This is a genomic window from Shewanella sp. Isolate8, assembly GCF_022398495.1.
GTDB classification, from domain to species: Bacteria; Pseudomonadota; Gammaproteobacteria; order Enterobacterales; family Shewanellaceae; genus Shewanella; species Shewanella aquimarina.
This window is the reverse complement of record NZ_JAKEVI010000001.1, coordinates 845,817-865,002: the sequence shown is the minus strand read 5'-3', so window position 1 is coordinate 865,002 and position 19,186 is coordinate 845,817. Positions and strand designations below refer to the sequence as shown.

Annotated in this window: 15 protein-coding genes, 1 other RNA gene and 1 pseudogene; 4 read left to right on the top strand and 13 right to left on the bottom strand. The window is 42.1% G+C overall.

The features are described 5' to 3' along the window. Positions 1 to 13: 13 nt before the first annotated feature. Both L1D43_RS03750 and L1D43_RS03745 read right to left on the bottom strand, forming a co-directional pair. Positions 14 to 235: a hypothetical protein gene (locus L1D43_RS03750; RefSeq protein WP_239850001.1), complete on the bottom strand. Its 222-nt coding sequence runs from the start codon at positions 233 to 235 to the stop codon at positions 14 to 16. 84 nt (positions 236 to 319) lie between these two features. Beyond that, the gene (locus L1D43_RS03745) at positions 320 to 1,147 is read right to left on the bottom strand and encodes an SAM-dependent methyltransferase (protein WP_239850000.1); all 828 of its coding nucleotides are present in this window, start codon (positions 1,145 to 1,147) and stop codon (positions 320 to 322) included. Between the two features lie 378 nt (positions 1,148 to 1,525). Here L1D43_RS03745 and L1D43_RS03740 point away from each other — a divergent pair, with 378 nt between their 5' ends. Then, on the top strand, positions 1,526 to 2,026 hold the full coding sequence (locus L1D43_RS03740; RefSeq protein WP_239849999.1) for an outer membrane protein assembly factor BamE: 501 nt from the start codon (positions 1,526 to 1,528) through the stop codon (positions 2,024 to 2,026). 216 nt (positions 2,027 to 2,242) lie between these two features. Here the strand turns inward: L1D43_RS03740 and L1D43_RS03735 are convergent, their stop codons facing one another. Further along, positions 2,243 to 2,575, bottom strand: a complete 333-nt coding sequence (locus L1D43_RS03735) for an RnfH family protein (RefSeq protein ID WP_239849998.1) — start codon at positions 2,573 to 2,575, stop codon at positions 2,243 to 2,245. 28 nt (positions 2,576 to 2,603) lie between these two features. After that, the gene (locus tag L1D43_RS03730; protein WP_011865071.1) at positions 2,604 to 3,035 is read right to left on the bottom strand and encodes an SRPBCC family protein; all 432 of its coding nucleotides are present in this window, start codon (positions 3,033 to 3,035) and stop codon (positions 2,604 to 2,606) included. 202 nt (positions 3,036 to 3,237) lie between these two features. On the opposite strand from L1D43_RS03730, the gene smpB reads away from it, so the two are divergent. From smpB to L1D43_RS03715, 3 genes and pseudogenes are all read left to right on the top strand, one after another. Next, positions 3,238 to 3,729, top strand: coding sequence for an SsrA-binding protein SmpB (gene smpB, locus L1D43_RS03725; protein WP_011865070.1), 492 nt, complete (start codon positions 3,238 to 3,240; stop codon positions 3,727 to 3,729). 122 nt (positions 3,730 to 3,851) lie between these two features. Beyond that, positions 3,852 to 4,207: a transfer-messenger RNA gene (gene ssrA, locus L1D43_RS03720) on the top strand. 174 nt (positions 4,208 to 4,381) lie between these two features. Next, positions 4,382 to 4,510: pseudogene (locus L1D43_RS03715) on the top strand (integrase arm-type DNA-binding domain-containing protein); the annotation flags it as partial. Between the two features lie 511 nt (positions 4,511 to 5,021). On the opposite strand, the gene L1D43_RS03710 reads toward L1D43_RS03715, so the two are convergent. The 9 genes from L1D43_RS03710 to L1D43_RS03670 form a co-directional block, all read right to left on the bottom strand. Beyond that, the gene (locus L1D43_RS03710; RefSeq protein WP_239849997.1) at positions 5,022 to 5,375 is read right to left on the bottom strand and encodes a hypothetical protein; all 354 of its coding nucleotides are present in this window, start codon (positions 5,373 to 5,375) and stop codon (positions 5,022 to 5,024) included. Positions 5,376 to 5,384: 9 nt separating this feature from the next. Continuing rightward, complete coding sequence (locus L1D43_RS03705) at positions 5,385 to 6,305, bottom strand: viperin family antiviral radical SAM protein (protein WP_239849996.1); 921 nt, start codon at positions 6,303 to 6,305, stop codon at positions 5,385 to 5,387. A gap of 422 nt (positions 6,306 to 6,727) precedes the next feature. After that, complete coding sequence (locus L1D43_RS03700) at positions 6,728 to 7,303, bottom strand: hypothetical protein (RefSeq protein ID WP_239849995.1); 576 nt, start codon at positions 7,301 to 7,303, stop codon at positions 6,728 to 6,730. Next, entirely contained in the window at positions 7,300 to 8,229 is a 930-nt protein-coding gene (locus L1D43_RS03695) for a hypothetical protein (RefSeq protein ID WP_239849994.1), read from the bottom strand. The genes L1D43_RS03700 and L1D43_RS03695 overlap by 4 nt, the downstream gene beginning before the upstream one ends. Then, positions 8,222 to 10,939: a CHAT domain-containing protein gene (locus L1D43_RS03690; RefSeq protein ID WP_239849993.1), complete on the bottom strand. Its 2,718-nt coding sequence runs from the start codon at positions 10,937 to 10,939 to the stop codon at positions 8,222 to 8,224. The genes L1D43_RS03695 and L1D43_RS03690 overlap by 8 nt, the downstream gene beginning before the upstream one ends. Before the next feature lie 215 nt (positions 10,940 to 11,154). Further along, positions 11,155 to 11,607, bottom strand: a complete 453-nt coding sequence (locus L1D43_RS03685; protein WP_239849992.1) for a hypothetical protein — start codon at positions 11,605 to 11,607, stop codon at positions 11,155 to 11,157. After that, positions 11,604 to 15,494, bottom strand: a complete 3,891-nt coding sequence (locus L1D43_RS03680) for an RNA-directed DNA polymerase (RefSeq protein WP_239849991.1) — start codon at positions 15,492 to 15,494, stop codon at positions 11,604 to 11,606. Before L1D43_RS03680 ends, L1D43_RS03685 begins: the two co-directional genes overlap by 4 nt. Before the next feature lie 11 nt (positions 15,495 to 15,505). After that, a complete protein-coding gene (locus tag L1D43_RS03675) occupies positions 15,506 to 17,419 on the bottom strand; it encodes a restriction endonuclease subunit S (protein ID WP_239849990.1) in 1,914 nt (637 codons plus the stop codon). Continuing rightward, on the bottom strand, positions 17,419 to 19,140 hold the full coding sequence (locus L1D43_RS03670; RefSeq protein ID WP_239849989.1) for an N-6 DNA methylase: 1,722 nt from the start codon (positions 19,138 to 19,140) through the stop codon (positions 17,419 to 17,421). Before L1D43_RS03670 ends, L1D43_RS03675 begins: the two co-directional genes overlap by 1 nt. Between the last annotated feature and the right edge of the window lie 46 nt (positions 19,141 to 19,186).

The following is a 19,186-nucleotide window of genomic DNA, read 5'->3' as shown; positions in this document are numbered from 1 at the left end:
AAATTACTAAGGGTTACTTGCTGTCATCTGGGTTAGTGATAATCAGATATGACTGAACTTCACTGGTATCGCCCGAAAGCGAATCGAGCCGCGCCTTATCGCCAGACAACACCGCCTGAATCTCCTCATCCGTCAGACCATTGGCCTTCATCACTCCTTTAGGGTCAGCCTTGTAAGCCTCTAACAGCGCGGCATCCGAACCTAATTTCTGAAAAAAATCGCTTAGCTTAGACATATCATTCTCCATTGTTATGTAATAACACTAGTTGCTAGACAATAGTTTGACCACTCTAGGATTAATCAAACATAGTCTCATTTTTTAACCCAATAAGTCTTCTGAAATTCCGAGTTTTGCCAAAACCTTATGATTTACACTGAGTGGCGCTGCAGGTGGTATTAACAGGGTAGTAATAGGACTTAACCTGGCTTCCGGCAGAGCCTTGAGTGATAGACGTTCGATTCGAGGCGCCTGAGTCGGTAAGTTGGGCGCTTCATACAGGATGACCTCATGGTCTAAGGGATACCACTCGCTAAGCTGCTCGACCAAGACTCGTAAGCAATCCGAATTGGTGTGAAACTTGGTAAGGGTGTGCTCACCGGCGATGGCTATCTGCCACAGCAGCAGATGGGTGGCAGGGTCCGGCGTATGGCAATAAAACATGAATTGGCTTGCCTCGAAGCTCTGATGCCCAGACTGCCCCGGGTCGATCCCCACATCGGCCCATAAACAGGCCTCAGCCGAGATCCCTGGCTCCATCTTGGCCTCGAAACCTTCTTCCCGCGCCCGGCGAATGGCCATATGAGACACGCAGGCAAAGACACCAGGATGGCCATATAAGGCACAAACCACCCGCTTACCCGCCCTGACTTGGGTTAATATCGCCTCAACCATCTGCTGATAGGTATCGCGACGGCTCTTAACTTCATCACCTTGGGCGTAATAGCGATGCAGCGATCTAACATCGCTATTCATCTTCTGCAGCCACTGGAGGGAGAAGGCATCGGGTACTAAAGAAAAAACGACATCGGCCAGCTCGATATAACTCTTACTCAGCACAGTTATCTGACCGCCCAGGTTTAAACCTGTGCCTACGCAAACCAAACTGCCTTTTGTATAGGCTTCACCCATATCGATGCTTCCGTCCATTGCCCGGGTAATCAACCACCGTTTGCTCCTTGGCTTGTTGCAGCTTTTTCAATTAAACAAATTAAGCCAATGCTACAAAGGTGTAAACCAAAATAACTTACCACAAATCGGGATAAAACAAATACTAACAATTAATTAGTCTGCCATTTTTATCACGGCTCCAGGCTTAGGCCGCACTATTTGGACAAAATTCATGCAAGCCGATGAAACTAATCGTTAACACGTCGGTCTGAACTACTCGCCCTCCCCTTGGGCGCCCCAAACACAAAGGCCTTAGCTGATCCGCAGGCAAGATCCAGAAAACGGCGATTGCGCTTGTCAGCATGGGGAATGCTTGGGTATCATGGCCGACAGATTTTTAGGGAAGTAGCGCATTCAATGACCATCAAAAAACATAGTATTACTCTATTAGGCGCAGCGGCGCTGTCTCTTTCATTAAGCGCATGTAGCGTATTTGACTGGCTGATCTATAAGCCAGATGTGCCGCAAGGCAACTACATGGAGACGCAACAGGTCGAAAAACTCAGAATCGAGATGACCAAAGAGCAGGTCGAATACATCCTGGGCCGCCCCGTACTGCGCGACAGCTTCTCTGACGATACCTGGTACTATGTTTATCACTACAAGAGTGGTCGCGATGCCAGCATCACCCACAAAGAGCTAGTGCTGCACTTTACCAATGACAAGCTTTCTAGCGTCGATGGCGACTATGAACTGGCCGCCGACTTTAACACGCCGCTGGATCAAAGCACGCTGCCAGAACTCGGCGCACCTAAAGGCGATCTGGTTCCGCTGAACCCAGAGCAGCGCCCGGATACCAAGCCACTCGTTGAAGAGAAAAAAGCACAAGAACTCAACGAAGTTAAAGAGTTTGAATAAAGGCTATGACTAGCGCCAGGCCTGTTTAAGCGCCTGGGCTTTCAGACGAAAAAAGGGTCCTAAGCATTGCTTAAGACCCTTTTACTATCTAGCGGCTTTTTCTTAATTCTTAACTCTTTAATACGCCTTGCAGCCTATCCTGCCTGACTGCTTATCTCGTCTTCTTATCTCGCCTTCTTATCACTCGATAATATCCCAGAGGAAACTCAGACCTGACTAGCTCACCTTGGCCCCTGTGGTCTTGTTGGCACGGCCCTCACTCTTGGCCTTTTCGGCGCGTTGACGACGCACATCTTTGGGATCGGCAATCAAGGGGCGATAGATCTCCACTCGCTGCCCGGGTTCTAGCACCTCATCATGCTTCACCGCTCGGCTGAAAATACCTAGCTTTACCTTTTCCAGATCGATCTCAGGAAAGAAACGGCAAATATCGCTCTGCTTTACCACCTCGATACAACTGGTGCCCGGCGACACCATGACACTGATACGCTTCTGCTGGGTAGGCAGTGCATAAATCACTTCAACGGCAAACTTATCTTGATCGCTCATCTTACATCCTAAGAAGATTAAAAAGCTGTTATTTGTAAATCACTTTGGCGCGGCTGGTAAAAGCGGTCACCATGGAAGACATCAGCTCTTTGAACACCTTACCGAAGGCCAAATCCGCTATCGAACTGGAAAACTCAAAGTTAAGCTCAAAATCCACCTTACAGGCATCTTCCGTCAACTCGGTAAACTCCCATTGACCATGCAGGTGCTTAAAGGGGCCATTTTCTAGCGCCAGTTCAATTCGCTTACCAGGAATAACCTGATTGCGTGTAGTAAAGGTCTTGCTGATCCCCGCCTTGGAGACATCGACCGAGGCCACCATGGTCTTACCATCAAACTCAAGTACCTTACCGCCAACACACCCCGGCAGAAACTCCTTATAGGACTCCACATCGTTGACTAACTCGTACATCTGCATGGCACTAAAGCGTACTAATACGCTACGGGAAATCTTGGGCATATGACTGTTTAACCTGAAACCTTGGCCTGACACCATAAAGCAAAAAATTGATTTTAACATGCTAGGCAACACCGGTCACCTCACCCAGCACTCATGCCAAGCTCAAAAAAACACCACCTCGACCCGTTTACGCAGGCAAATTAAACAAATAATCACGCGAGCCAATTCCAAATTGGTTAACCGCGCGTATAATAGCCCTCCTATGGCTAAGAAAAACGCAAAAAAATCAAAGAACCCACCGGCGACGATTGCACGCAATAAACGCGCAAACTTCGACTATAAATTTGAAGAGAAATTTGAAGCCGGCTTATCCCTGATGGGATGGGAAGTGAAATCGATCCGAGTCGGAAAAGTAAACCTGTCTGAGAGCTATGTGTTCCTCAGAGATGGTGAGGCCTATCTGTTCGGATGCACCATCACCCCGCTCAACACCGCATCGACTCACGTGGTATGTGACCCCATGCGCGATCGTAAGCTGCTGCTCAACCGCAGAGAGCTGGATAAGCTGCAAGGCTTGGTCGAGCGTCAAGGCTACTCTATCGTGCCTATCTCCATGTATTGGCGCAAAAATGCCTGGGTAAAGCTCGAAATCGGCCTGGGTAAGGGTAAGAAAGAGCACGATAAGCGCGACGATACCAAAGAGCGCGAGTGGAAAATTGAAAAATCTCGTACCATGAAACATGCCGCACGATAATAATCGCTGTGATTCAGCGACTTGTCTGGCATAAAACGTACGGATAACGAACAAACGATAGTAACCCCTGTGATTAATCCTTGGTAATCGAGGACGACGCGGGTTACAATCGACATTGTACTGGGGGCGATTCTGGATTCGACAAGATTCACGAAACCCTAGGAGCATGCCGAGGGGCGGTTGGCCTCGTAAAAAGCCGCACAGTTATAGTTGCAAACGACGATAACTACGCTCTAGCAGCTTAGGCTAGCTAGCCATCTTGCTCACGTTTCTCAAATGGGCAGAGTATTAAGATGGTCACCTTTACATTTGATAGCGAGGGAACCATGTTCAGGGGTGAACCGCGAAACAGTACTGAACTCGCCAATAACAATCCTGTCTTTCGGAGTGTTGTTGGTTAACCAATAGAAAGACTAAGCATGTAGCGCCGAGGATGTAGGCTTTTTGGACGCGGGTTCAAGTCCCGCCGCCTCCACCAATAACAGAAACGAAGACGTCCTAGGACGTCTTTTTTTCTGCCTTTAAGAAAGTAAAATCAACCATTTAGCGATACCCCCTTCCAGTAAGGACTTTTTTAGTCCGATTATATCCGGTTGCAATAGATACATCGGCGGGTACACTGAAGGTACACACACTCTACGGTGTACCTAATATGGCTAAGCAGACTACCCAGTTAAGTGACACAGAAGTTAAGAACGCGAAACCTCGAGATAAGGAATATCACCTATTCGATGGTCATGGTTTAAGATTGCGCATTAAACCGAACGGCTCGAAACTTTGGCATTACCAAGGGTTAGAATTGAAATCTGGTCCTTCTAAAACAACACTCCTCGACAACCTCGATGAGCCGCCAATGGCATTAAAGCTAACAACTGGAAAGGTCAGATTAAATCGCCGCTACAAAGGGGCTTTCAAGGGGCTTTCAAGGGGCTTTCAAGGGGCTTTCAAGGGGCTTTCAAGGGGCTTTCAAGGGGCTTTCAGCCAATGATAACAAACAATAATGAAAGCTCATTGGCAACAAATCTTGTTAAGTTTTTTGTATGAAACATCCATCTAAACCAGCCCATTTACTCGATAACATAGATAACTCAACATCAAAGGGCTTGCCCAAAAAACCTTCATCTTCTGACGATAACAAATCAGTTACAGGACTTAATTTTGATCATCTCAACACCCAAACTCATCAACTAGTGAGCAAAAAACTAGTTGATGAGCTGGTATTGTCGTCGTTTAAATTACAGATTCTTTCGAGCTAGCTGCTCTATGCTTAATCGATACCTATCGCGAATTGATTAGAATTGACTCTTAGTCAAATGCCACCCCAAACCGTACTTGCATTTATAAACTCGCAAACTAACGCCCTGTTCATCATAAATGATATCAGCTCGTAAACGCGCCTCGCTTTTAGAGCGATATGATGCTTTTTCGACGCCATACCCACCAGTGCAACGAGTGCATTTTTGGCTCGGCGTTTGTCTACTTTTGGGTGATAGGTGCCATAAATCACATTTACTGCAATGATACGGACTTAAATCATTACCATAATATTCTTTAGAGAAATAAGCAGCATCTTGTGCTTCTTCCTCAGAGTAATATTGTGTTAGTGGCTTACCGGAGGCCTTTCCAAAACAAGTTTCACTTTTCACATTGGCCTCCTAAGACTCAACAACATCGATATCAATTGGACGATATCTTGATAAAAATGTTTTAGGATTAAAGGCTATCTGTGCAAGCGCACTTTCTACACCACACAGATTAATGCTGCTACTGTATTGATAACCGCTGGCATTTTTTGAGTTCTGATAGAAGCGTCCCAAAGGGTCGATCATCAAATATGACTCGGTCATCGTTGAATTCGATTCAGCAAATATTGGGAGCCCCAGACCACTGTGGCGCTCAACAAACTGGTTAAATTTGTCATCTGAAATCAGTAATTCATCATCACCATAGGGCATCACTTGTAAGACTTTCCATTTATAAGGTTTTAACTCGCCAATCAGTGATGAAAAGTCCTCCTCATAATTTAAGCTATTAACAACAGTATTGATCTTGGTTTTGATGCCTTTTTGAGTACCTATTAGACCCCCTAACGCAATTTTTAAATCATCAGCGCTCAGTGAATTGCCTTTACGATCAATTCGGCCAATCGCCTTTCGAGCGCTTAAGTCCTGACTATCAAAGCTGATACCAACCATATCCAGCACATTTTTAGGGAAATCTAAGCGGCTATTGATTAGGTAATGCCCATTAGTAATGATTGAGGTTTTAAAGCCTTTTTGTTTCGCCAGCATCAGTACAATAAAAAACGTACTGCCAAGCATCATTGGCTCTCCGCCAGCTAAATTAAGGCGTACAGTGTCGTAACCGAGTTCACTCTTTAACGGTGAGTGGCCTTTGATAAAATATGAAGCTAAGTTATCAAGCAGCTTTTCAATTTCCTCAAGAGAACGATGCAATTCTTTGGGGCGGCCCCACTTTGCAAAGCAGTACTTGCAGTCATAATTGCACACTTCTGTGATATGCCAGTTGATGACCAATTCTTTAATATTTTTATTTTCTTCATTGATAAATTTCATGACTCAGCCCCTTAACCTTCAACAGTTAATGAACTGAACTTTTTATTAAAGTTTCGCTCATAATTTTGTCGGTTAAATAGCTGAAAAATGAAATTCGTTGAAGTAAGGCTCAATATAAGTCGATGATTTCGGCCTATACGAAAACGAACTAGAGAGTTGTTACATTTAACCTTTCGACCACCTAAAAGCGGATAAGGTTTACCTGATGCAATCTCATTAATCAGGCTCATAGTTTGAACCTGTTGATTCGAAGATAAACTTTGCCACACTCTAGCGTTTATACGACACACTAGCGATGAAATTGTATTCGCTTGAGCAGACTGTTGTGTGAAGGGAAAAGCATATTGTTTTGTTGACATTTTGAAGCACCTTTTTTGTTATGGGTGCTTCTATACGCAGGTTAATTAATTTTTTTTCGCTTTTTATTTTGACGGTAGCAGTACAACACTCCCAACTGATTCTGCATTGCTTAACATCGACTCAAAATCATTGCTTAAACGCTCACCTTCAACAAAAGTGAGCAATACAGCCCCCTCGTCAAGCTTAAAGGCCCATGAGTCACCCATACCAATAACTCCATCACCGCCAGTAAAAGAGTAGTAGACATTAATATCCCTGCCCCCATTGAACTGAATCAGAATGTCTTTATCTAGCTCCACTATCTGTTGTTCCCCCCATTTAACGTCAAGTGAAAAGGCTTGATCTTCATCTGATTTGCTACTCAAAGCAGCACTAAATGGTTGGTAGCTATCACTAAAAAGACTAATTTGTGGGGAGGTGGTGCTTTTTTTAGTAAAAGATTTTAATTTTTTATATTGATGAACTATCGCAGGCCATCTTGCCGCTAGACTGCAAAACGCATTCAAACTCTCCCGCCGCTTAACTGCATCAGCCCAAACCCTTTCAGCATCTGGATGTTGTAACAACTTAACCCAGTTTTCATCAGAACTATCTACACCTTGGACCATTTCATCGAGTGATAACTTATCCAATGTCATGATACTTGCTCCAATATTGTTGATGGCTTATTTTTTAGTTGCTTCAGCTTGTGAGCATAATCTGAATAGTATGGCTCATTCTTATTTATCTCATACACATCAAGCACTGCTTTTTTGGCAATGGCCTTAAACAATGCTCGAGTTAGAAAATCATTATCACCTGTCTGAGTGTGGATTGAATGAAATCGATTGATTATTTGCTTAATTTTCTGCCTGACTTGATGCTTAGTTTGATGGGTCTCTGACTGTTCTGCGACATACTGGGGACGATTAAGGCCTTTGACAAAGTATTTATTTTCATAGAGTTCCACAGAATTTATGTGTTCTTTAATATTGAGGAACTGATACAAGTACCGAAAGGAGGCATCTACCTTATAGCGGGTTATTTGAGGGGCTGACACCTCGTTTTCTATTTCGATGTCCCACGATAAATCATCAGATACAGCTAATTCATTTAAAAGTTTTTTATTAGCTTGTAGCCAATAACCAATCAAATCAGGGGCAACCTTTTTACTAAGTTTTTTCAGGTTTCTTGCCAACGGTTGCACATGCCTATCGATATCAGCGACTTTAGAATCCGGAAGTTCATGCTCGCTTTCAACGAAAGCTTGCTTATAAGCCTTCCCCCCAGCATTGACATTCCCTGCTGTTTTTAAGCTAACCCAGAATGACAACTCACTAAACAATGTAATATCTTTGGGTATCGCTGTTGGCAACCGTTCAACACAAAAATGACTAAGCAAAAATAAGTTTATAATCTTATCTACAGCTGTGTCTTGATGACCAAACGTAACAGAGATTGTTTTCTCTTCAAACTCCTCAAGCGCCTGTTCAATGACCAATTCAATAACTAATCGATTTTCATCAACATAGTTTTGACGACCAATCATAGACCAATCAGTAATGGGTAAGTCGCTATCACGCATTTTTTACAAAGCCTGACTGTAAATTCATTTTTAAAATTAAATCTCTCATCTCCTGCTTTTGAGCCGAAGACAACTCTACTCTAGGAATAAAAACGTTTTGCTGCTCGCTTAAACCACAAAAACGCATGCCTGACCAAGCTGAAGGATGTTTAAATGAACCCTCCAAAACACTTACATCAAACTTGGATTTATTAGCACTACTCGCAAGCACTGGACCCATAAGCGCTTCCAATGCTTGTTTTTTGGTATAATGGCAACCAAGCGTTTTAAGATACTCTTTTTCACCAACAGCCGTGATTTTACGCAACTCCTCATCGGCACCACTTTCAACCCACCAACATTGAGCGCTAAGCAGTGCTTCAGATGCCCCTAAACCGCTTATAACGAGCTTATCGTATTCAGCCTTAATATGTGCCGTCACTAGCTCGGGAACAGCCCACAACGAACCAATAGCAGTTTTAGCGCCATACTCTAGCATCCTCATATCCATACCGAAGGCTTCATTCACTTGGCTGGGTAAAAAGTGCAGAGGAATGTTTGAACCACTTTGGCACGCCCACAACTCAATGCGCTCAGCCCCTCTCACACCAAAACGCATCTCAACGTCCCGAATAACAAAATCTTTAAATAATAACGAAGGTCTGTCTGGATGCTTATGTTCGCAGTGCCCATAGAAACTAAAAACACTAGAGTGAGTTAACTGATTAACAACGTCATCCATAGATTGAGTAACATTAACTTCTGGACAGGCTTGCACCGCGAGTTTTTCAAATAACGTGTCACCACCACATATGCTAGTACGCTGGCTTTTTTCATCTGAGTATTTTACTTGTTGATATAAATATATCAGCGAAGGTAGCCAATTGATCTCGCTGACTAATTGATACAGCTTCTCTCCCGCTTTACCAGTTGCTACCCAAGGTATATGCGAAGCAAAAAATGAAGGTAGTAGAGAAACTTTATCCAAATGGTTAGGAATAATAGATGCCCAATCGATAAAATCTAATTCCCACTCTGTATTGGCTTCTTTGTTATTAGCCACAAATGCTGCAACATTATTAATAAGATTTTGGGGTAGGTTTAAGGAATAACCGTTAGCAATTATCTCCTCATTTTGCAAATAGACAACGATAATCAGAGCATCATCATAGTGATCTTCAATATCTATCTTAACGAGTACTTGCTCGGGATGGGCATGAACGGCCTCGGTTAAATCATCAAAGGTAATTTGATAAGTACGTTGCCTAGCGTTGAAGTAATCAGGGTCTAATCTGTCTGTATATTCACCTAATGTTTTGAAATCATCTAAACACAAGTTTGCTTGTTCGTGTAAATAATTAATTGGGTCTCTGGCTTGACTCGCCATTTCAACGATTCTTGCATATCGATTTTCATCAAATACATGCTCATTAATATTAGTCAGTTTTGGGATGCCTTGTGATTTAAGTAAATGAGCACTCTCAGCAAGAGATTGATGTAATTTTTCCTTGTCCACAACACCAACCATAAGTGCAAGTTCATTCAAACTATAATACGTACTACCCAGTTTTCTCAAAGCATCCAATAACACTTGATTGACTGGATTTTTAGAATGGAGCCAGCACGAACTGGCGCTTTCGCAAAATCGCATTCCACTGGTATTTTCAAGCGTGATAAATGCTCGTAAATAGTCTTCTCTGTTTACTAATATACGAGCTAAGCCTGAGCTTGCCTGTTGAATTAGCACACTGACTCTATCAGACTCCTGATCCGTCTCGGTAGACTGCCTACTCGCCATCAATGAATGTAGCTTTACTTGTAACTTTTCAATATTAGCAGCAGTGCAGCTTCTCTCTGCCTCAATTACAAGTTGTTGAATTTCAACAATAGGATTTGAGAGATCTGAATATGGATTTACCCTCATAAAATCTAAAGGGTCTAGGCCAAACGACGGTGCTATTTCTCCAATAAAATGACAAAGCTGTTTGTGCTCCTCATTGTTGGAAAAATGAAACAAGCGAGCAAAGGTCATAGGTAATATTTGATCAAGTTTTAAGGACATTGAGCCCTCTAAGCCGAGATGAGGGGCATTTTCTTGAGCCCACTCAATAGCCCCCATGAAGCAATGGAAAGCCTTAGCTTGAGTATCACAAGCTTCAGCAACTTTTTCGGCATCGATTAGAGTTGCAGCTAAATTATAGTAGGCGATAGAAAGCTGATTTAATCGAAAAAATAACGGGATATCTCCCTCTAATACCCTAATAGCAGACTCATGTAACTGTTGTGACTTTATTAGGCAAGCCTGCTTGCTTAAAGAAAACAAATGCTCATTTGCAGCTCTTCGATATGCCGCCCCTAATTGCGACAAACTTGATGCATGTTTGTCTGGAAATTGTTGTCGTTGCTTGCTTTCAATTGCACGAGAAAAAAATGAAACCGCTTTATTTAAATTAGAGTGAGGTGCTCCGGGTAAATGCGCAAAATGAGTAAAATAAAATACTCCTAACTCATGGCATGCAGAAGCCTTTGTATATTCATTTTTAGACGCTAACGCTAAAGCCTTTTCAAAGTACCGTAACGTTTTTTTCAATGAATCCTTGTCATCAACCGCATCAGTCAGCCTTATGCCTTCGGAAACATATTTGTGATAGCCTGGTTTTACATTTTTGGTGGCTACTTCGTTTTGTAACCTAGCATAATAGGCAAAATCCATTTTAGCTTTAAAATCCATTTTTTATTTACCTTAATAACATATACAAAAAGCACGATGCCAATGTGCTTCATATCTAAATCAATCCTAGCGATAGTGACTCGTTCAGCACTTGCTGGAAACCTGTTCTATTAGCTTTAATGCACCTAGATAGCGCTCAAACAGCGACCACATGCATTTGTAATGGGTCAAAAGTGGTTATCATTTTACCTCTATATTCCTTGCCAGATATAAATTTACTTAATTACATCTTCAATTAACTTCTTCAAAGGTCGGTTCCACTCTTCTCGCTTAACGGAACCTGAATTTTTCAGATGCCAACCATGTTTCTGTAGTTGATTTGTAATTGTTGTATTCCAATTTTTATCATTAGGCAAAACATCTAGAATTTGCTCAAATGCAAACAGCATTTGCGCTACAAACCATCGATATTTTATATACTCTTTTTGATTAGCTTTTATGCTTTCTTCATTCGCATAGGCAAAATCAGGATGCTCCTGGCACAGCTCTAAGAATTTTGAATAAGCAGAATATGCTGTTGCACGCCTTGTTTCTTCTTTTGAACTAATCCATTGAAAATATGCAAAGCCTGCAGCTACAACAGCAACAATAAAGGTGCAGATGTTAGCCCAACTAACCCATAAACTAACATCAAGCAAAGCAGCCCACCCTGTATTAAAACATGTCATTTTCTATCCTTTTGCATCATTACACCTGCAGGTTGTGCTTTAGTTGATTTTTCAGACTTCATCCCTTCGCCTACATCATCACGCCTAAAATCAAACATATTCATTTCAAAAGTGTTGATAGATACTTGGTCTTTCCCATGGTTATGGGCAATCAATCGATGATATGGCTCTTTATAAGGCGCTTTGGCACAAGAACCTCCATACTCGCCAGAGTTTACTAACACTACTGGTTGGAACATGTGATAGTGAAGTGCGTCAATCATTGTATCGAACGTATTAACGTCTTTATTTAGTGCACACACAATGTAAGCATTGGACTTATCCCTTAAGTCTGCACTTAAAGATATATCGGTTGCGTCATAGCAAATTGAGCCTGTGAGCATAAAACCAGGTTTATTTGGGAATTTAGGATGCTTAAGTTCCAGCATTAACTGGTACGGACGCCAAGGTTTAATTTTTCCAGCTTCATCAGCCATCATATTATGTTTACCCTGAAGCCTTATTAGCTCCTTTTGCTCTGAATTTGCTTTTGGTGGCACAATCCAAACAGCGCAGTTATTTGGCCCATCGATATTGTCCTGCTTAATAAAGCCTAGGCCTGCGTAAATTATTGAGTGAGTTTTTCTAGAAAGGGTAACTAAAATATCCATATCATCATGATTAACTGCAAGCTCAGGCCAAACAATAAGGTCGACTTGCTTCCCCCTCTCTTTGCGCACTGAATCATTAGTACGTTGCGCATCAATATGTTTACAAACTAGTGCCGCAACATCTGCAACGTGACGTCTATGCCTTGAACGGAAACCTGCATCCTTCAACAAAATGCCATATTGTTTAAAATCATAATTACTGGGTAATTTTGACTGCACCATAGCAACGGTTAAATTTCTCTTGTCTTCTTCCCAATCAAGGAAAACAGATTCTATTAACCCAGGCATAGCTGTTTGTTCACAATATTTAGTTCTGAGCTCACTAAGTCTATTTTCAATAAGTCTTTTTACGCTATCGATGGTCCACTTCACAGGCCAACTATAGCCTTGATCATTAACGGATATACCTGGCCAGATTAGTAATTTAGAAAGTAAAGTTGTTAACCAATGAGAAATTTGTGCAGACTCCCCCGCAATAGAGTGCGGAGTATTCATCATGCCTAAGGCCCTTTTCGCGGAACTGGTCTTTAAGCCTCGGTAACCCGTTTTCGGTTCTATACTTAAAGTAAAGCCGGACCAATCAATATTACCAATTAATGCAGAACGTGCGCATATCGCAACTCTTTGCAAAACTCTAGTTTCGTCATCCGTATCTTTAAGGTGGGGGCTAAGTAAAGGGGTTGAAGTCGTTAAACTAACTATTACTTTGAGTGAACCTTCAAATACATCGAACTTTGGCGGTATTGAATAAGCAGTGTTCTTTAATTCGACTTTAGTTTCCGAAAGATCTATGAGCTCACCTGATTGACCTTGTGCCAAATCAGGGGCTGACTCAAGTAGAGCTTGCATTAACTTTAATGCCATCAACTCATTTGCAAACGGATTGTCAGGGCGCTGTATTATCCGGAGTAAAGATTGAGGGCCAGAGATTTTACCTAATGGTGTTCTTAATGGGTTTTGATCCACTGCATGAAGCTTTATCAGTTTTTTTATTTCAGATAGTTTCGGCCAACTATAATTAAGCGGGCGCGCATGCTTAACAAGAGATCTCAATAAATCAATATTCTGCGAAGCTACTTTGGATAGGACCTCTGAACATTCATCCTCTTCCAACTCATCAACTAAACAAGATACCGCGCGGTTCAATGATTTGACATCAGAGGTAAGCTGCCGAGCAAGTAGAATATTTGCAGCAAGTCTTTTTGAAGAAAAAGAATCATCAAACTTAATTTTTCTAAAGCCCTTTATCAATTTTATAATAAGGTCATAGTCATCATTACCAGATCCATGCTCTAAAGTTGTATCAAGTCTTACGAGTAATAAAAACCTCGCTTGCTCAACCAGTAAGTCAAAACTGATCTCGCTTTTGTTACTACCATTAATGCATATCTGTACTGCTTCTTGCTGAAGCTGCTCAAAAAACATTTCTTGGTCTGCATGTAGCGGAATATACATCGGGTCTAAGCGATGAATTGTTGTTGCCGCATGCCTAAATAATTCAGATAAGCAGTACGAAGCCACAGCTTTCACTTTTGGGTTCTTGTCATTAAGCTTATGCTTTAATTGCTGAATAACAGGTCTTAATATTTGGCAACTAGGGAAAAGCTCCAAGCCTTTTTTTAATAACATCACCAGTGATGGGTCCTGGCTCCAACAAGTAATCAACCGTCTTGCTAATCGTTCTTGTTGATAATCCCAGTCACCAGGTATTTGCTTTCCATTTCCATCTACTCGGTGCGATGTAAAGTTACGAATAACCTTTAAAACCCTAACAATTTTATTGGTTGCAAAGCGCTTCAGGGTATCATCCCTAACATCGAGATGGGTTTGCTCTACTTGCGCGAGCAGGTTTGGAGTACAACCTTCACCTTGCGCGTTATCAGAATCACTCACCGCCATCGATAATAGCGCTTCAAGCTGCCCCAAATACTCTTGTGAGTCATCAAAGGCAATCGGGCCACTTAGACGTTGTTGAATTTTGGTTAGCTCACCTGACACTCCAACAACTCTAGGCTGGTAGCGTTCGATATTAGTCTTTTTCTTGTTAAGGCATACGGTTTTGAGATCAGCCTTTTCAAAATATTTCTCAACGGAAGAGATGATTTGGTTTTTGATAAAAACTAAATGATCTGTTTTATCAAGAATAAAATTTGATAATTTTTCCTGCCCAGATAATGCTGAGTATTTACGAGTAGAAACAACTAGCCGCATATCATCTACGTAACGGCAATAATCAATCAAGGAGATCTCTACATCACTATCGTCGTTTAATTGCTTACCTATTAAATTTTTAAGTAGCTCATCAAACTCTAAAAGATAGATATTAGAAAGAAAGCCGCCAGCAACAAGTCCCTGTGGTATACCTTTAGGCGCTTTGGGCACATCATCTGATTTACATAACTTATCAAAATCTGCTGTGGCTTCTTTACTCCAGTCCCATGCTTCAAATGCAGATAATAGCTTGTCGACTAACTTCTGTTCTTCCGCACCAACAAGCTGGTCTGCTGCTAGTTTTTTTATTTTTTCACAGAGTATATTTCTATCAACTAAATCAAAAAATTTCGATAGATCCAACTCAACCATGAACACTTCATGATCGTCATTTAGCTCATTTCTGGCTTGTTGTGCAAAGTGATAAGGGCGTTCTAAAAAAAAGCGATTATCTGAGAAAAACTTACTGTAAATGGTCGTAGCACCATAACTATGCTCAGCCAGCTCTTCGTTGTCATATCGACAATAGAGTCGATTACCATAATTAACAATGCCCTTCTCATGGACTAACTCAACCTTTGTCGACGGATCGCCTTGCAGAGTTTCGACTTCATTAGCTAAGCACATCATCAATAAGGTCATCATGCTTTGCTCACGAATAGGTATGTGAGCGAGTGGCCTTAAAGGAATTTCATCAGCAATGTCATTCGGATACCAATATAAACATTCATAAGATGATGCAGTATCTGGCTTAATTTCATGAAAGCCCCATTCATGCTGCTTTGGGGCAGGAACTAACTCCAACTGTTTGAACTTAAATCTCCGTCGCTTAATACTTTGACACCATTTATCGGCAGTCTCAGCTAACGAGAGGGCTGTTAAATCCAGTTCAAAGTTATCAGCATACCAATTCGTGGTTCGAATATAGTGATGACTTTTTTTCCAAGCCAAAGCCATTAACAAAGGATCTGTTAAATAATCATCAGTTAGGGCTAATTTCTCATACTTCTTCGCTATCCTTGGCATTGTCTACTTCCTTAAACCGCCTGTTCGACGATGGCGTCGGTGATGTGGAGTTGGGTAGCTTGAGACTCTTGCAGCCGAGCTTTGAGTTGGTCGCAAAGGATCATTAGCTCATCGACTTTATCTACTATGCGGTGTTGTTCTTCAATTGGTGGGTAAGGTATTAATAACAATCTCGCTTTTTTTATTCCAAATACACCATGTGTGCTATTAGTTTTTTGCTCACCCAATACTTTATATAGAGTAGGGCTATTCAAATATAAGGCTAAGAACTTAGCGGTTATTACATCTAAATTAGGCTGGATCAGAATTAGATTCGCAGACAGGCAATAATTGAAAGGCTCTTCGAGAAAATATGGCTTACCTAAAGTACCAATCTTCCCGAATACGAAATCACCAAGCTTCAGCGTGTATCGATTAAGATGCTCTTCATAGACATTAGTCCCTACTTTTCTTGCTCCTTCGAAGTTTATTCCTTTGGAATGATCTATATCAGTGTAACCAATATAAGGTACTCCACCTTCAACTTTTGGTGGTGTGCGGTGACTAGGTTGAGGATCAATAAAGTCTGCAACACTTTCGCCACGACACCACTCCCACCCATTAGGCAGTTGAAACGGCTTTTCATCATCAGCAATTGGCGGCAATGCTTTATGCTTTTTGATTTTCTTCTCTTTGACTAACTGTGCTTTTTCTTCCGCGATTCTTTTCAGTAACTCAGCAGCAGATTCATCATTTGGGTCTTGTGGAACCAGCTTACCCATTACTGCCAGTTGTAGGATGGTTTGCTTAAGCTGGTCGATGCTCTCTTCAGTGGTGAATAAGGTATCGAAGTGCTCTGCAATCATCTGCCAGTTTTGGTCGAAACTTGTTCCTGCATTTACGTTTTTAATATCAGTGACATTTCCGCCTTCCTTGGTAGTCACATTATCTTCTGCGTTTGCAGAGTTGGTTAGAGAGCCCTCAGCCGTTGTCACAGACAACAATAAAGAGCCCTCAGCCGTTGTCGCAGACAAGAGTAAAGAGTCCAACAGAGTTGTTACCAGTACTTGATGCGCTTCGATACTGGCTTCGGTTTGCTGCTCTAGCTGGTCGCAGAGTGCCATTAACTCATCGACTTTAGCGACGATGCGGTGTTGTTCTTTTAATGGTGGTGTTGGTAGCAAAATAGATCGACTTTTCGTCACAGATATATTGTCTTGCCCTGCTGTCCCGATTAAGTCAATTGCTTTAAGGAACGTACCAGCTCTTAAGTAGGTATAAATATATGTGTTTAGAACAGTCTCTATCGGCCTAAAAAAAGTAATAGCCTGATTGCAGTTCCACTCAGGGTAATCATTTGAGATGATCGCAACTTTACCTAACGGTGGCCCCACGATATTCATAATGACGTCGCCAGGGTAAAGGCAAGATCGTTTTAACTTAGTTAAGTGGCACTCAATATCCACAAACTGTGGTTTATAGTCAAAATCTACTTTCTGATCTCTAATGTTATAAACCTTCAGATACGGAATACCTTCACTTTCATTGAAACTACTTTTTGGCGGGGTTGAACCTGACGTGATTCCAAAACAGATATCATCTAGACGACACCACTCCCAATTTTCTGGTATCAAATATGGCAGTTCGTCATCAGAGATAGCTGGCAGATCTTTCTGCTTCTTAATCTTTTTTTCTTTGACCAACTTAGCTTTTTCAACCGATATTCGCTCAAGCAAAACAGAAGCAGGCTCATCATTAGGATCTTGAGGAACGAGTTTGCCGCTCACTGCTAACTCTAAAATCAGCTCACGCAGTTTTTTAATACCGTATAACTCCAGCTTACCGCCCGTGCCACGGCCGGCGGTGGATTTGGTCTTTACTGCTGAAGTCCAAATATCAATATGTTCGGTAATTAACTTATTCATAGGAGATTGGTCTACAGCCATTATTGTTCTCCACCTTGCTTTTTACCTTGAATGGTAGAGCTAAGCGCATCACCGAGAATGCCTTTCAGTTGGTCACGGAGTGCTTTAATGTCTTGTTGCTGTTGTTGATAGCTCGCCAGCAACTCTTCAGGGTCATGGCTGGCTACTTCGTCCTGATATGGATTTTTAAAATCAAAATTGAAAATGGCGTAATAGATATCGCTTGCTGATTTTTCTTCAGCCTTAGCTGACTCAGACGCTTTTTTAGCCTTCTTTTGCAAAGATTTAATTTCTTTTTCAATATGTTCTAATTGCTTGTCATCCAGTTGTTCCTTTGACCGTCGTTCCTTCAAGCTCGCAATATCGTACTTCAGTAGATCTTCTTGCTGCTTAAATTCTATGGCTTTTTGACGATGTGGTTCTGCTTTCATGTTGGCATCGTCTTTCATAGCCTGAAAGTCTACCTTCCATGCAAACTGATTTTCCAGACGCTCTGCGAAACCTGTAGCCTCATCTCCCCACCACTCTATCTCTTGCTGGAACTCATCAAACTTCATCGGCTTAGTTTTACTGTAGCTCTTAGTGCCTTCGGGATAAGGATGCTCATATACCCAGATATTTTGTGTTGGTTGGCCTTTGGTGAAGAATAGGATATTGGTTTTAATCCCTGTATATGGATTAAAAACGCCATTTGGTAAACGAACAATTGTGTGCAGGTTACACTCGTCGGTGAGCTTTTCTTTAATCTTACTCTTAACTCCTTCACCAAACAGTGTGCCATCAGGCAACACCACACCAGCGCGACCATCTCTATCCAATACTTCGACAATAAGCTGCAAGAACAAATCGGCGGTTTCGCGGGTTTGCATATCGCTTGGGAAGTTCTTTTCTATCCCGTCCTCTTCTGTGCCACCAAACGGAGGGTTAGTGGCAATCACGTTAATGTTGCTATCCCAGCTCGATAGCGGTTTGTTTAGCGTATTACCGTGTTTTATTTGCACTGGTACTTCTATGCCGTGCAGCATCATGTTGGTGATACACAGCAAGTGTGGTAGTTGTTTCTTCTCTACGCCGTGGATCTGCTGTTGCAGTGTTTGATGGTCGCTAGCGCTCTTTACGTAGTTATCTTTTACGTGATCGAACGAGCAAGCTAAGAAGCCACCTGTACCACAAGCTGGGTCCATAATCTGCTCACCCAGTTTTGGGTCAAGGCGATTAACGATAAAGCGGGTTACCGCTCGAGGGGTATAGAACTCACCTGCATTACCTGCGCTTTGTAGGTCGCGTAGGATTTGCTCGTAGATGTCACCGAACAGGTGACGCTCTTTAGAGTCGGTGAAGTCAATTTCATTGAGCTTGTTGATGATTTGGCGCAGCAGTGTGCCATTTTTCATGTAGTTGAAGGCATCGCTAAAAGCCTCTTTCACTACGAAGCCGCGAGGGTTGGTATCGCTTGGTGCGGTTAAATTTTTCAGCGTTGGGAATAGGTCGTCGTTAATAAACTCAAGTAGTTCATCGCCGGTAATACCTTGGCTATCTGCCGCCCAATTGCGCCACAGGTAATGACTTGGGATTGGCGCTCGATAGTCATCTTGTTCAAACTCCAATTCCTCCTCTTGGGCATCAAACACTTTTAAGAAGAGCAACCAAGACATTTGCCCCAGACGCTGGGCATCGCCATCGACACCGGCATCTTTACGCATAATATCTTGGATAGATTTGATAACTGAACTGATTGACATAGTATTCTCTTATTTGGAAAAAGGCTGAGTTAGTGGTTAATCAGCC